The sequence below is a fragment of the Streptomyces sp. SYSU D01066-1 genome (genome assembly GCF_054956795.1).
Map to the genome: position 1 here is coordinate 32,230 of NZ_JBUDHV010000050.1, position 15,696 is coordinate 47,925.

Below are 15,696 nucleotides of genomic sequence, written 5' to 3' on the forward strand. Positions count from 1 at the left end.
TCATTGGCCCGGCCGGTCCGCTGCCACGTCGCCGCCGCCCAGCCGGCTCTCGCCGCCGACGGGCAGGTCGGAGAACTCGAAACGGGTGATGCCGGTGTCGGCCGCGACGACCCACGCCTGGCCGGTGCGCCCGTCGCACACCGCCGTGACCATCGCGTCGACCACCAGGTCCGGTGCGGCCACCGCCACGCCGGCCGCCCGCCACGCGGGCAGCCGTTCGGCGATGAGCGGCGTCTCGACCGCGGCCGGACACAGGACGTTGACGGTGATCCCGTCCTCGGCGAGCATCGGTCCCAGCGAACGGACCAGCCCCACCAGGGCGTGCTTGGACGCGGCGTAGAACACGTCGGGGGACGGGCGCAGGCCGGTGACACTGGCGGTGACGACGATCGAGCCCCCGCCGCGGGCCCGGAGGGCCGGTACGGCGGCCTGCACCCCGTACACCACCGAGTCGACGTTGACCGCGAGCAGCCGCCGGTAGGCGTCGCGGTCGAACGCGTCGCCGATGGAGCCCGCGGTGAGTACGCCGGCGTGCAGCCAGACGATGTCCACGCCGCCGAACCGGTCGACCGTGTCGCGTACCAGCCGCCGGTTGTCGGCCAGGTCGGACACGTCCACCGGCACGAACACCGCGCCGGTGGCCTGCGCGACCGCCTCGCCGCGGGCCCGGTCGATGTCGGCCAGCACGACGTGGCTGCCCTGGTCGGTGAACCGCCGGGCGGCGGCGGAACCGATTCCGCCGCCCCCGCCGGTGATGAGCACTACCTTGTCCGCGAAGGTCGCGGTGTCGGCCATCTCCGGTTTCCTGTCCATGAGTCCGGCTCAGGGCGGTCCCGCAGCCGGTGTGCCGGTTCTGCTCAGGAGAGCAGGGTGGAGAAGAACACGAGCTTGGCCTCGGCGACCTTGCCCGGGTCGACGGGGCGCCACTGCCGCACGCCGGTCCGGCCGGCGTACTGGCCGCTCACGCCGATCGCCGGGCAGTACAGCCACTCGCCCGACACCAGGTTGCTGAACCGCGCCCATGCCTCGACGTGTACGTCGCCGTCCGCGAGCGCGATCTTCTCGGTGATGCAGGTCATCAGTTCGCCGTCGGTGTCGCGGCGGAGGACGATTTTGTAGAAGCCCTCCACCGTGCCGATCGCGGTGCCGGACGGGTCGCGCAGCTCCGACACGTAGGTTCCGCTCTGGCCGGCCTCCGGGTTCTCGAAATCGATGTCGCTGCCGAACTTGACCAGGTGCTCGCTGAGCTCTTCGAACATGCTCGTGACTCCTTGGGCGTCGGTGTCGGTGTCGGTGTCAGGCTTTGCGGAAGACGTCCTTGACGAGGATCAGACCGTCGCGCAGCGTGAACAGGTCCACGCCCCGGTCGAGTACGTCCCCCGCGGCGTTCCGCAGGCTGAATTCGATGATCTGCCGGTCGTCCACCACCACGGCCGGTTCGAACACCAGCCGGACGCCCTGGTCGCCCAGTGCCTCGCGCTTCTTGACCAGGTCCGTCAGGTAGGCGTGGATCTCGTGCCGTCGGTACGTGGTGCCGGGTTCGGGTCCTTCGGCCACACTCCAGACGCCGTCCTCGGCGAAGCAGGCGACCGCCTCGTCGAAGGCGTCCCGCGCGCACGCGTCGAAGAAGGCGGCGACCACGCCCTCTCCCACCTTTGTCGTCTCCACCGCGTTGTCGGTCATCGAAACCTCATCTCTTTTCTGTGTCAGGTCTTCCTGTGGTGCGCGGAGCGGTCAGGACAGGTGTACGGGCAGGCTCTCCAGACCACGGAACTGGAGGCTGTGCCGCCACCTGAGCCGGTCCGCCGGTACGGCCAGTTCCCAGCGGGGGAACCGGCGCAGCAGCCGGCCGAACAGGATCTCGCCCTCCAGCCGGGCCAGCGGTGCCCCGATGCAGTGGTGGATGCCGTGCCCGAAGGACAGGTGCGGGTTCCGGCCGCGGCCGATGTCCAGCAGGTCGGGTTCGTCGAAGACGGAGGGGTCCCGGTTGGCGGCGCACAGTGAGACGAAGACGATCTCGTCCGCCGGAATCGTCACGTCGCCGACCTGGACCGGGCGGGTGGTGTAGCGGATGGTGGCGAGGTTCAGCGGGCTCTCGTACCGCAGGAACTCCTCGACGGCGCCGGGCAGCAGCGCCGGGTCGGCGCGCACCCGGCTCTGCTGGTCGGGGTGCTGGATCAGCGCGAGCACCCCGCTGCTGATCATGTTCGCGGTCGTCTCGTAGCCGGCGTTCATCAACAGGAACAGGGTGGACAGCAGTTCGCCGCCGTCCAGCCGGTTGCCGTCGTCCTCGGCATCGATGAGGGCGCTCACCAGGTCGTCCGCGGGGGCCTGGCGCTTGGCGGCCACCACCGATTCCAGATGCGCGTAGGACAGTTGGATCGCCTCCCGCTTCTCGGCGGCGGTGGACCGGACGCTGGTCAGGACCCCGTTCCAGCGGCGCAGGTCGTCGAAGTCGGTCACCGGCACGCCGAGCAGGGCGCCGATCACATAGATGGGGAAGGCGAGGGCGATCTGCTCCACCAGGTCGAACTCCTTCCCGGGCACGATGTCGTCGACGAGGTCGTCGGCCATCCGCTCGATCCACGGCCGCATCCGCTCGACCCGGCGCATGGTGAACGCCTTGGTGACGATGCGGCGCAGCCGGGTGTGGTCCGGCGGGTCGCTGAAGAGCATGCTGCGCGGGTTCTGGCCCACCGAGCCGTCGGGGTGCAGCGCGTGCCGCTCGACGATCCGGGGCAGGCCGAGCGCGTCCTTGGACAGCGCCGGGTCGGCCAGCAGTGCCCGGACGTCCTCGTGGCGGGTCACCACCCAGGCGTTGACCTCCGAGGCGAGGGTCTTCACCGCGTGCCGGCCGATCGGTGCCTCGGCGCGCAACACGTCGTAGGAAGGGTAGGGGTCCTGCACGAACGTCGGCCCGAACACGATGTCGGCCGGGGCTGATTCGGTGGTCATGTCAGTGCTTACTCCTGTCCGGTTCCGGACAGCCACGACTCGACCGCTTTGCCGGTCGAAGGTCCGGAGTCGCCGATGATGGTCAGGTGGTCCGCCGGCACGTCCACCGTCTCGTGCCGGGTGGGCCAGGACGCCTCGGGGGCCGGCCGGCCGGGTGCGGTGGCGGTGAGCGGTTCGGTCGCCCGGACCAGCAGGGTCGGGCTCGCCAGCGGGCCGGGGCGCCAGCCGCGGAACAGGTCGAAGTGCCGGCCCATCGCGGTCAGTCCGGTGTCCGTGGTCAGCTCGACCAGTTCCGTGCGGTCCGCCAGGAGGGTGAACAGCGTCGACTCCAGGGCCGCGAGCCCGGCGCTGTCCGGAAGATGGCTGTCGAGCAGTACCACCGCGGCAGGTGCCGTCCCGTCCTGGGCCAGTGCCTCGGCCACCGCGTGCGCGGCCCAGCCACCCGAGGAGTACCCCACCAGCGCGACGGGCCGGTCACCGTGCCCGGCGCGGACGGCGGCCACCTGCTGCTGGACGAACTCCTCCAGAGTGCGGGGCAGTGACTCGCCCGGGACGTACCCGGACGGAGCGAGCACCGTCACTTCGCGCCGGTCCCGGAACGCGGTGGCGAACCGGGCGTACTGGTAGGTGTGCGCGGGCGCGACCAGCGACGGGAAGCACACCAGAGGTGTCCGGGCCGGGCCGTCGGCGAAGCGCGCGCTTCGCGGCGCGGGTCCCGGCTGGTCCGGTTCGTCCCGCAGGCGCGCGGCGGCGGCGAGCAGCCGCAGTCCCTCGTCCGCCCGGCCGGCCAGGCTGGCCTGCCGGAAGAGCGTCACCAGCGGGCCGGGCGGCGACGGCTCGGTGGCGGTCGCGGGGGTCTCGGCGGGGGCCGCCCGGTCGATCCGCTCGGCCAGCAGGGCGGCCAGTGCGGCGGCGGTCGGCCGCTCCGCGAGGTCGGACGGTGCGAGCCGGACACCGGTGGCCTGGTGCAGCCGGCCCCGGAGTTCGGCCACGCCGAGGGAGTTGAGGCCGACTTCGGTGAACGGCTCCCCTGGGCCGAGGGGCCGGCCGGGGTCGCCGAGCACGGCCGCGAGGTGGTCGAGCACCACGTCGGTCAGCAGGCCGGCGCGGGCGGCGGGCGGTGCCTCCGCGAGGCGTCGGCGCAGCTCTTCGGTCTCGGTCCCGCCGCCTTCCTGCCCGGTGTCGGCCGGTGGTTCGCCGGCGCCGGGGCCGCTGCCCACCGACCTCGGCGCGCGCAGCCAGTAGCTACGGCCCTGGAAGGGATAGACGGGCAGGTCGACGCGCCGGCCGCCGTCGCACAGCGCGCCCAGGTCCACGGGCAGTCCGCGCACGTACAGCTGGGCGAGGGCGGTGGTGAGCGCGTCGCGCTCCGCGCGGTCGGCGCGCAGCAGTGGCACGGCGGACGCGGCGCCGGGGTCGGTGAGGCAGTCCTGGGTCATGGCGGACAGCACGCCGTCCGGACCGAACTCGACGAAGGTGCGGATACCGCGTTCCTCCAGGGTGCGGACGCCGTCGGCGAACCGTACCGGCTGCCGGACGTGCCGCACCCAGTAGTCCGCGGTCGCCACCTCGGCCGGGTCCGCCACCGCGCCGTTCAGGTTGGACACCAGGGGGATCTGCGGTGCGTGGTATGTGACGCGTTCGGCCGCGGCCCGGAAGGCCGCCAGCATGGGTGTCATGTGCGGGGAGTGGAACGCGTGGCTCACCGTGAGCCGCTTGGTGCGGCAGCCCCGGGCGGCCAGCTCGGCGGCGACCTCCAGTACGGCGTCCTCGTCTCCGGAGAGCACGGTGGCGGTGGGGCCGTTGACGGCCGCGATCGACATGCGCTCGGCCCGGTCGGTGATGAGCGGGGCCACCTGGTCCGCGGCTGCCTCGACCGCCACCATCGCGCCGCCCGGCGGCAGTTCCTGCATCAGCCGGGCCCGTGCCGCGACCAGGGCGGTCGCGTCGGCGAGATCGAACACGCCGGCCACGTGGGCGGCGGCGAGTTCCCCGATGGAGTGTCCGGCCACCGCGTCCGGTACCAGGCCCCATCCCTCGACCAGCCGGAAGAGGGCGACCTCCAGCGCGAACAGTGCCGCCTGGGTGTACCCGGTCAGGTCGAGCAGGCCGGCCTCGGCGGACGCGGGGGCGGCGAAGACCACGTCCCGGACCGGGTGCCCGAGCTCCCGCTCAAGTCCCTCGCACACCTCGTCGAAGGCGGTGGCGAAGGCCGGGAAGGACGCGTACAGCTCCTGCCCCATGCCCAGCCGCTGGCTGCCCTGTCCGGTGAACAGGAAGGCCACGTCCTGCCGGTCGGCCGCCCGGCCGGTGATCACGTCCGCGGCGGGCCGGCCCGCCGCGAGGGCGGCGAGGGCCGCGTCGCACCCGGCCCGGTCCTCGGCGAGTACGACCGCCCGGTGGGTCAACGCGGCCCGGGTGGCGGCCAGCGACCAGCCCAGGTCGGTTGGGGTGAGGTCCTGGTGGGAGCCGAGGTGGTCGCGCAGCGCGCGGGCCTGCGCGCGCAACGCGTCCGCGTCCCGCGCGGACAGCGGCACCGGCACCTTTCCCGGACCGGCGCCGGTGTCGGCGGGGGCCGGGACCGGATCGGGGCCGGGGGCCTGCTCGATGATCACGTGTGCGTTGGTTCCGCTGACGCCGAAGGACGACACCCCGGCCCGGCGCGGCTGTCCGGTGTCGGGCCACGGCTGTGCCCGGGTGAGCAGGGCCACCGCGCCGTTCGACCAGTCCACGTGCGGGGACGGCTGGTCCGCGTGCAGTGTCCTGGGCAGTTCGCCGTGGCGCATCGCCAGCACCATCTTGATCAGTCCGGCGGCGCCGGCCGCGGCCTGGGTGTGGCCGATGTTCGACTTCACCGAGCCGAGGTACAGCGGCCGGCCGGCCGGGCGGTCCTTGCCGTACGTGGCCAGCAGCGCCTGGGCCTCGATCGGGTCGCCCAGCCGGGTGCCGGTGCCGTGCGCCTCCACCGCGTCGACCTCGCCGGGGGTGAGGCCCGCGGCGGCCAGCGCCTGGCCTATCACCCTCTCCTGGGCGGGCCCGTTGGGTGCGGTCAGGCCGTTGCTGGCGCCGTCCTGGTTGACCGCGCTGCCGCGCAGTACAGCGAGTACGGGGTGGCCGTTGCGGCGTGCGTCGGAGAGCCGTTCCAGCACCAGGACGGCGGCTCCCTCGCCCCAGCCGGTGCCGTCGGCGGTCGCGGAGAACGCCTTGCAGCGGCCGTCCGCGGCGAGCGCGCGCTGCCGGCTGAAGTCCACGAACACTCCCGGGCCGGCCATCACGGTCGCCCCGCCGACAAGGGCCAGCGAGCACTCACCCTGGCGCAGCGACTGCGCGGCGAGGTGCAGCGCCACCAGCGACGAGGAACACGCGGTGTCCACCGTGATCGCCGGGCCGCGCAGGCCCAGGGTGTAGGCAAGCCTGCCGGACAGCACGCTGGCCGCGTTGCCGGTGCCCAGGTAGCCCTCCAGGCCGTCCGGGATCTCGTTGAGGAACGCCAGGTAGTCCTGTCCGTTCGTGCCGATGAACACCCCGGTCCGGCTCTCCCGCAGGGACAGCGGGTCCAGGCCGGCGCGCTCCACCGCCCGCCAGGAGATCTCCAGGAGCAGCCGCTGCTGCGGGTCCATCGCCGCTGCCTCGCGCGCGCCGATCCCGAAGAAGGCCGCGTCGAACCGGTCGGGGGCGTCCAGGAACCCGCCGTACCGGGTGTAGCTGGTGCCCGGCCGGTCCGGGTCGGGGTCGTAGAGGGCGTCCAGGTCCCATCCCCGGTCCGCCGGGAACGCGGACACCGCGTCGCGCCCGGTGCGCAGCAGTTCCCAGTACTCCTCCGGGCTGGTCACCTCGCCGGGGAACCGGCAGTCCATGGAGACGATCGCGACGGGGTCCGCGTCGGTCGGCGCGCCGGTCGCGGACCGGTCTGCCGCCCCCGTCGTCCCCGTCGTACCCGTCCCCGTCGCTCCGGTCGGCTCGTCGTGGAGCCGGGTGCGCAGGTGGGCGGTGAGTGCCTGCGGGCTGGGGTGGTCGAACGCGAGCGTGGACGGCAGCGCGACACCGAGGGCGGTGCTCAGTTCGTTGCGCAGTTCCACGGCCGTGAGCGAGTCGAGCCCGAGTTCCCGGAACGGCTTGTCGAGGGCGAGGAGGCCCGCGTCGTGGTGGCGCAGCACCTGCGCCGTTTTCGCCGACACCAGGTCCCGCAGCGCCCGTTCCAGTTGGGCCGGCGGCAGGCCGGCCAGCCCGGCGGCGGCGGGACCGGCCGCCGGGGTGTCCGTGCCGGTGCCGGCTGCCGGGCGGGCCTCCGGCAACTCGGCGAGCAGCGGCGGCGGGGTGCCCCCGGCGGCCAGTCGCGCCCAGTCCACGTCGGCGACCGCGACGGCGGCGACACCGGTGTCCACGGCAGCTCGCAGGGCGGTGAGCGCGGGCCCCGGTTCCATCGGTTCGACCGCGAGCCGCGCCAGCTGCTGCCGGGCCCCGGCGCCCGTGGCCATTCCGCTGCCCGCCCACGGTCCCCAGGCGATCGAGGTGGCGGGCAGGCCGTCGCGTACCCGGCGTTCGGCCAGCGCGTCGAGGAACGCGTTCGCCGCCGCGTAGTTGCCCTGCCCGGCACTGCCCAGTGTGCCCGCGACGGAGGAGAACAGGACGAACGCCGACAGCTCGGTACCGAGCGTCAGTTCGTGCAGGTTCAGCGCGGCGGCGGCCTTGGCCCGGGCCACTTCGGCGAGCCGTCCGGGGGTGAGCGATTCCAGCACTCCGTCGTCGAGCACGCCCGCGGCGTGCATCACCGCGCTCACCGGCGCGGGCAGTTCCGCCAGCAGCGCCGCGAGGGCGTCCCGGTCCGCCGCGTCGCAAGCCGCGAGGCGCACTTCGGCGCCCAGGGCGGCCAGTTCGGCGGCCAGTTCGGCGGCGCCCGGTGCCTCGGCCCCCTTGCGGCCGACGAGTACCAGGCGCTGTGCTCCCTCCTGGGCGAGCCATCGGGCGACCTGTCGGCCCAGCGCGCCGGTGCCACCGGTCACCAGGACGGTGCCGGACGGCCGCCACCCCGGTGTCCGTGACCGCGGCCGGCAGCGCACCAGCCGGCGGGCGAACACCGCGGTACGGCGGATCGCGACCTGGTCCTCGCCCGTCCCGCCGGTGAGGACCTCGGCGAGCCGGTCCCCGGTCGTCGCGTCCACCGTGGCGGGCAGGTCCACCAGGCCGCCCCAGTACCGCGGTTGTTCCAGCCGGGCCACCTGGCCGAGCCCCCACACCGGGGCCTGGGCAAAGCCGCCGAGGCCGTCCCCGGGCACCGCGGGTACGGCGTCCCTCGTCACGGTCCACAGCGGAACGCCGAGGCCGAGGTCGGCGACCGCCTGCACCACGGCCAGGGTGCCGGCCAGGCCGCGGGTGATCTCCGGGTGCGCGGGGTGCGGCCGTTCGTCCGTGCCCGCCAGGCACAGCACACCGGCCAGGGACCGGCCGTCCGAGCTCGCGTCCCTGACGCGGTCGGCGAGCACGGCCCTGCTGTCCGCCGGTATGACCACCGGCTCGATGTGCCGGCGCAGCGCCTCGACGATCTCCGTCACCCACGGCTGATCGTCCCCGGCCGGTACCACCACGGCCCAGGTGCCACCGGGCTCGGCGGCGGAGGAGGAGGACGAGGACGAGGTGCCGGGCAGCCGCTGCCAGCGGATGCGGTACAGCCAACCGGCCGTCCGCTCGTCGTCCTGGCGCGAGCGGTACCAGGACGACAGGGCGGGCAGTGCCTGGCTCAGTGGTACGTCGTCGGTCAGCTCCAGCGCGCTGGTGAGTCCTTCGAGGTCATGCTGCTCGACCAGCCGCCAGAACGTCGTGTCGGCCTGTCCCGCCGGGTCCGCCGGCGCGGCGCTGTCATCGGCGGACAGCCAGTACCGGTCGGAGCGGAACGCGTAGGTCGGCAGGTCCAGCCGTCGGGGGCGGCCGGCGCAGAGGGCCGGGATGATCGCGGCCCAGTCGACCGGGACCCCGGCGGTGAACAGGGTGGCGGCGGCGGTCAGTGCCGCGCCCTGTTCCGGGCGGCCTCGGCGCAGCAGCGGCACGGCCACCTGCGGGCGCGTCCGGTCGGTGGCCGAGGACTCCAAGGACTCGGCCTGCTCGGTGAGCATGGCGGACAGCACGCCGTCCGGCCCGGCCTCCAGGCAGGCGTCGTACCCGTCCGCGAGCAGGGTGGCGGTCACCTCGGCGAACCGAACCGGGGCGCGGACCTGGTCCACCCAGTAGGCGGCCGAGCCCCACGTGTCGCGGTCGCTCCACCGGCCGGTCACCGAGGCGATGCCGGGCAGGCCGGGCGCCCGGGTGGACACCTCGGCCAGCACCTCGGCGAAGGCGTCGAGCATCGGCCGCATCAGCGGCGAGTGGAAGGCGTGGCTGACGGTGAGCGCCTTGACCCGGCAGCCGGCGGCGCGGGCCGCCCGGCCGACCGCGTCGACCGCGTCGGCCCGGCCGGACACCACCACCGAGGACCGCCCGTTGACCGCGGCGATCCCCAACTGCCCGGGCTGTCGCGTCTCCTGCTCGGCCAGCCAGGTCCGCACCCGTGCCTCGTCGGCCTGCACGGCGAGCATCGCGCCGCCGGCCGGCAGATCCTGCATCAGCCGGCCCCGGGCCGCCACCACCGCGCAGGCGTCCGGCAGTGACCACACGCCGGCCACGTGCGCGGCCGTCAGTTCGCCGATCGAGTGGCCCGCCACGGCTTCCGGTGTGATGCCCCAGGACTCCGCGAGCCGGACCAGGGCCACCTGGAGGGCGAACAGCGCCGGCTGGGTCAGCCCGGTCTGATCCAGCGACCGGCCGTCCGCGGCCGTCCCGGTGAACATCACGTCGCGGAGCGACACACCTAGGAGCGGGTCGAGTGCGGCACACACCTCGTCGAGCGCTCCCGCGAACACCGGGAACCGCTCGTACAGCTCGGCTCCCATGCCCGGGCGCTGGGCGCCCTGGCCGGTGAACAGGAACGCGACCTTGCGGCCGGGCTCCGCGCCGCCACCGGTCCGGACCACGGCGGGGCTGGTCCGGCCCGCCGCGAGGGCCCGCAGCCCGGCCAGCAGTTCGTCCGGATCACCGCCCAGCACCACGGCGCGGTCCTCGAACGCCGAGCGGGTGGTGGCCAGTGACCACGCCACGTCCGCCACGTCCGGCGGGCCGGAGCGGGCGGTGAGGAAGTCGGCGAGCCGGCCGGCCTGGGCGCGCAGCGCCTCGGGGCCGCGGCCCGACACCAGCCACGGCAGCTCGCCGCGGACCGGGCCCGCGCCGTCCGGTTCCGCCTGCTCCGGGGCTTGTTCCAGCACCACGTGCGCGTTGGTGCCACTGATCCCGAACGCGGACACCGCCGCTCTCCTGGGCCGGTCCTGGTTTGGCCACGGCACCGCTCCGGTCAGCAGCGACACGGTGCCGGCCGACCAGTCCACGTGCGGCGACGGCTCGTCCACGTGCAGCGTCCGGGGCAGCACACCGTGCCGCATCGCCAGCACCATCTTGATCACTCCGGCGACACCGGCCGCCGCCTGGGTGTGGCCGATGTTCGACTTCACCGAGCCGAGGTACAGCGGCCGGCCGGCCGGGCGGTCCTTGCCGTACGTGGCCAGCAGCGCCTCCGCCTCGATCGGGTCGCCCAGCCGGGTGCCGGTGCCGTGCGCCTCCACCGCGTCGACGTCCCGCGCCGTCAGCCGCGCGTTGGCCAGCGCCTGGCGGATCACCCGGCGCTGGGAGGGCCCGTTCGGCGCGGTCAGGCCGTTGCTGGCACCGTCCTGGTTGACCGCGCTGCCGCGCAGTACGGCGAGTACGGTGCGGCCGTTGCGGCGTGCCTCGGACAGCCGTTCCAGGACGACCAGACCGACCCCCTCGGACCAGCTGGTGCCGTCGGCGGCCGCCGCGAACGACTTGCAGCGCCCGTCCGCGGCCAGTCCCCGCTGCCGGGAGAACTCCGTGAACAGCGTCGGCGTGGACATCACCGTGACCCCGCCGGCCAGCGCCAGCGAACACTCCCCCGCCCTTAGTGCCTGCGCGGCCAGGTGCAGCGTCACCAGCGACGAGGAGCACGCCGTGTCCACGGTGACCGCGGGCCCGACGAGTCCCATCGCGTACGAGATCCGGCCGGAGACGACGCTGTCCGCGCTGCCGCTGACCAGGTACCCCTCGACCTCCTTGGGCACGGTGCTGTTGTGTAGCGCGTAGTTCTGGTACATGGCGCCGACGAACACACCGGTGTCGGTGCCCAGCAGCGAGCGCGGGTCGATCCCGGTGTTCTCGGTGACCGCCCACGCCGTCTCCAGCAACTGCCGCTGCTGGGGGTCCATCGCCAGCGCCTCGCGCGGTGAGATGTCGAAGAACCCGGCGTCGAACTCCCCCGCCTCGTACAGGAATCCGCCGGCCCGCGCGTAGGTGGTGCCGGAGTGGTCCGGGTCCGGGTGGTAGAGGTCCGCCGGCCAGCCCCGGTCGGTGGGGAACTCCGACATGGCGTCACCGCCGGAGTCCACCAGCCGCCAGAGGTCCTCCGGTGACCGGACCCCGCCCGGGTACCGGCAGGCCATGCCGACGATCGCGACGGGTTCGTGCTCCCGCTCCTCCAGCTCCCGCACCCGCTGTCGCGACCTGCGCAGATCCGCGGTGACCCGTCGCAGGTACTCGACGGTCTTGTCCTGGTCGGGCTCCGACACCTTCCGGCCCTCTCTGTTCGGTGGCGTGTTCCGGTCGGTCACTGACTGTCGAGTTCCTCGTCGATGATGTCGAACAGTTCGTCGACCGAGACGTGGGCGATCCGTTCCGTGTCCGCCGCCTCGCCGGGCGCCGCGGTGGTGTCCCGCCAGCGGGCGAGCAGGACTTCCAGCCTGGCCTCGACGGTCCGGGGGTCCAGTTCGTCCGCCGAGGCGACGGTCAGGGCCCGCTCCAGCCGGTCCAGTTCTTCGAGGACGCCCACGGCCGGCGCGTCCGTCGCCGTCGGCAGTTCGAGCCGTTCCGCGAGGTAGCCCGCGATCGCCTCCGCCGTCGGGTAGTCGAAGACCAGGCCCGCGGGCAGCCGTAGCCCGCTCAGCAGATCGAGCCGGTTGCGCAGTTCGACCGCGGCCAGCGAGTCGAGGCCCAGTTCGGACAGGGGCCGTTGCGGCTGGACGCCCTGGACACCGCTGTGGCCGAGGACCACGGCGATGGCCTCCCGTACGACGTCGAGCAGCAGCCGTTCGCGCTCGGTGTCCTCGGCCGCGGTGAGCCGGTCCGCCAGCGACTGCGGGCGGGCGTCCGCGGCCTGGCGGCGCCCGGTCGCCGAGCGGACCAGGCCGCGCAGCACCGAGGGCAGCGCGGGACCTTGGGAGCGCAGCGCGCCCAGGTCCCAGCGGACCGGCGCGAGCACCGGCCGGCCGGTGTCGAGCGCGAGGTCGAACAGTTCCATGCCGTCCTGTGCCGTGAGCGGCAGGAAACCGCCCCGGGCGAGCCGGTTCCGGTCGACCTCCGCGAGGTGTTCCGTCATGGCGCTGGCGTCCGCCCACAGGCCCCACGCCAGGGATGTCGCGGGCAGCCCCGCGGCGGCCCGCCGGGCCGCGAAGGCGTCGAGGAAGCCGTTGGCCGCCGCGTAGTTGGCCTGGCCGACTCCGCCCAGCAGGCCGCTGGCCGAGGAGTACAGCACGAAGGCCGCCAGGTCCGAGTCGCGGGTCAGCTCGTGCAGGTGCCAGGCTGCGTCCACCTTCGGCCGCAGCACCTTGGCCGCCTGCTGTGCGCTCATCGACGTGATCAGGCTGTCGTCCAGGACGCCCGCGGTGTGCACGACCGCGGTGAGCGGATGCGCGGCGGGGATGCCGGACAGCGCTGCGCCGAGTGCCTCCCGGTCGGCGGCGTCGCAGGCCAGGACGGTGGCCTCGGCGCCCAGTGCGGCCAGCTCGGCCACCAGCTCCGGCACCCCGGCGGCGTCCGGCCCCCGGCGGCTGGTCAGCAGCAGGTGCCGGACGCCGTGCCTGGCCGCCAGGTGCCGGGCGGCCAGGCGGCCCAGGGTCCCGGTGCCGCCCGTGACGAGGACGGTGCCCTCGGGGTCGAGGCGGCGCGGCAGGGTCAGCGCCGTCTTGCCGATGTGCCGGGCCTGGCTCAGGTAGCGGAAGGCGTCCTTGGCCTGCCGCACGTCCCAGGTCCGCAGCGGCAGCGGGGTCAGCACCCCGCGCTCGAACAGGCCCAGTATTTCGTGCAGCATCTCGCGGATGCGTTCGGGGCCGGCCTCCATCAGGTCGAATGCCTGGTAGGCGACGCCCTCATGGGTCTCGGCCACCCGGGCGCTGTCGCGTACGTCGGTCTTGCCCATCTCGATGAACCGGCCGCCGCGCGGCAGCAGCCGCAGGGACGCGTCGACGAACTCGCCCGCGAGGGAGTTCAGGACGACGTCCACGCCCCGGCCGCCGGTCGCGGCGGTGAAGGCCGCTTCGTAGCCGACGTCGCGCGAGGAGGCCAGGTGGGTGTCGTCGAAGCCGAGTCCGCGCAGCGTCCGCCACTTGCCGTGACTGGCGGTGCCGTACACCTCGGCGCCCAGGTGGCGGGCGATCTGGGTGGCGGCCATGCCCACACCGCCCGCGGCGGCGTGTACCAGCACCCGCTCGCCGCGGCGCAGGCCGGCCAGGTCGACCAGGCCGTAGTAGGCGGTCAGGAAGACGGTGGGGACCGTCGCGGCCTGGGCGAACGACCAGCCCTGCGGTATTCGGGCCACCGTGCGGAAGTCCGACACGGCGACCGTGCCGATGGCACCGGGGAAGATGCCCATCACCTTGTCGCCCGGTTCGACGCCGGTCACCGCGGACCCCGTCTCCAGGATCACGCCCGAGCCCTCGCTGCCCACCACCGCGCCGCTGCCCGGGTACATGCCGAGGGCGATGAGCGCGTCGCGGAAGTTGAGGCCGGCCGCCCGTACCGCGATGCGGACCTCGTGCGGCTCCAGTTCCCGGGTGGCGAGTTCGGGCCGCTCGGTCAGCGCGAGCGTGTCGATGGTGCCCTCGCCCGCGCTCTCCAGCCGCCAGCAGGCGGCGTCGGCGGGAACGGAGAGCGCGTCACCGGACGCGGTCCGGCCGATGCGGAAGGCCCTGGCCCGGCCGCCGCGCAACGCCAACTGCGGTTCGTCGCCGGCCACGGCGGCCGGCAGGCCGGCCACGGAGGACGCGTCGGTGTCGACCAGCATGATCCGGCCCGGGTTCTCGGACTGCGCGGAGCGCACCAGGCTCCACACCGGGGCGAGCAACTGGTCGGGCACCTCCTCACCGTCGCGCACCGCGACCGCGCCGCGGGTGACCACGACCAGCCGGGAAGTGGCGAACCGCTCGTCGGCCAGCCAGTCCTGCAGCAGGTCAAGCATCCGCAGGGTGCCCTCCTGGACCGCCGCCGGGACATCCGCGTCGGACCCTGCCGTCACCGGCAGCAGCACCACGTCGGGCACCGCGGTGCCGGTGTCGACCGCGTCCCGCAGGCCGCCGAGCCCTTCGTAGGCGGTCACCGGGACGCCCGCGTCGGCGGCGAGGCCGAGGGGGTCGGCGCCGAGCAGCGCCCAGGCGCCGGACCCGGGTGCGGGGTCCGCGAGCGGCACGTCGGTCCAGTCGACGTGGAACAGCGCGTCGTGGACGGCGTTCCGCTCCCCGCCGATCAGGTCCGCCGCCGGTGCCCGCAGCACCAGGGAGTCCACTGTGGCGACCGGCTGACCGGTCGGGTCGGCCACCGCGATGCGCACCCCGCCCGTACCGTCCGGGGCGAGCCGGACCCGCAGCGCGGTCCCGGCGTCCGCGTGCACGGACACTCCACTCCAGGTGAAGGGCAGACCGGGCATCCTGCCCTCGCCGGCGCCCGGCACCACCGGGGCCAGCGCCAGGGCGTGCAGGGCGGCGTCCAGGAGCGCGGGGTGCACGGCGTACCGGCCCGCCTCCTGGTGGGTGTCCTCGGGCAGCCGGACCTCGGCGAAGACCTCGTCGCCACGCCGCCAGGCAGCCCGCAGTCCCTGGAACACGGGGCCGTACTGGATGCCGTCGGCGGTGAGCCGGCCGTACAGGTCGGACACGTCGACGGGTTCGGCGTCCTTGGGGGGCCACAGGGTGAGGCCGTCGTCGTGTGGCGTGGCCGGTGCGGCGGTGAGGGAGCCGGTGGCGTGCCGGGTCCAGGGAGCGTCGGGCGCGGCGTCGTCGGGCCGTGAGTGCAGGGTGAGGCCGCGCGTGCCGTCCTCGTCCGGACCGGTGAGGGCCAGTTGGACACTGACTCCGCCCTTGGCGGGGAGGATCAGTGGCAGTTCGAGGGTCAGTTCGTCGATGCCGCCGCATCCGGCGAGGTCGCCCGCGTGGGTGGCGAGTTCGACGAATCCCGTGCCGGGGAACAGGGCGGTGCCGTCGATGGCGTGGTCCCCGAGCCAGGGCATGGTGGCCAGGGAGAGGCGGCCGGTGAGGACCAGACCGTCGCTGTCGGGCAGGGTGACGACCGCGCCGAGCAGCGGATGGTGCACGTCCCGCAGGCCCACGGCGGCGACGCTGTCGCGGCCGGTCGGTTCGAGCCAGTAGCGCTGACGTTCGAAGGGGTAGGTCGGCAGCGGGACGCGCCGCGGGGTGTGACCGGCGAACAGCGCCGCCCAGTCCACCTGCCCACCGTGCACGAACACGTGCGCCAGCACCTCCAGCACCTGCCTCGGCTCCGGACGGTCCGCGCGCAGCGCCGGCACGCACCTGTCGACCAGCGGCGAGAGCACCGCGTCACCGCCCAGCTCCACCCACGCACCCGCCCCGGCGGCGGTCACCG

The 15,696-nt window shown here is 74.3% G+C and carries 6 protein-coding genes; all 6 read right to left on the bottom strand.

All coding sequences use genetic code 11. The features are described 5' to 3' along the window. Complete coding sequence (locus ACY1JF_RS30055) at positions 1-795, bottom strand: SDR family NAD(P)-dependent oxidoreductase (protein WP_462708422.1); 795 nt, start codon at positions 793-795, stop codon at positions 1-3. 62 nt (positions 796-857) lie between these two features. After that, positions 858-1,259 (bottom strand): allene oxide cyclase barrel-like domain-containing protein, encoded by a 402-nt coding sequence (locus ACY1JF_RS30060; protein WP_462708423.1) that lies wholly within the window; start codon positions 1,257-1,259, stop codon positions 858-860. A gap of 37 nt (positions 1,260-1,296) precedes the next feature. Continuing rightward, positions 1,297-1,683: a nuclear transport factor 2 family protein gene (locus tag ACY1JF_RS30065; protein WP_462708424.1), complete on the bottom strand. Its 387-nt coding sequence runs from the start codon at positions 1,681-1,683 to the stop codon at positions 1,297-1,299. A gap of 51 nt (positions 1,684-1,734) precedes the next feature. Next, positions 1,735-2,955: a cytochrome P450 family protein gene (locus ACY1JF_RS30070; protein WP_462708425.1), complete on the bottom strand. Its 1,221-nt coding sequence runs from the start codon at positions 2,953-2,955 to the stop codon at positions 1,735-1,737. 8 nt (positions 2,956-2,963) lie between these two features. Next, complete coding sequence (locus ACY1JF_RS30075) at positions 2,964-11,615, bottom strand: type I polyketide synthase (RefSeq protein WP_462708426.1); 8,652 nt, start codon at positions 11,613-11,615, stop codon at positions 2,964-2,966. Positions 11,616-11,653: 38 nt separating this feature from the next. Further along, on the bottom strand, positions 11,654-15,696 hold a 4,043-nt coding region (locus ACY1JF_RS30080; RefSeq protein ID WP_462708427.1), incomplete at its 5' end, for an SDR family NAD(P)-dependent oxidoreductase.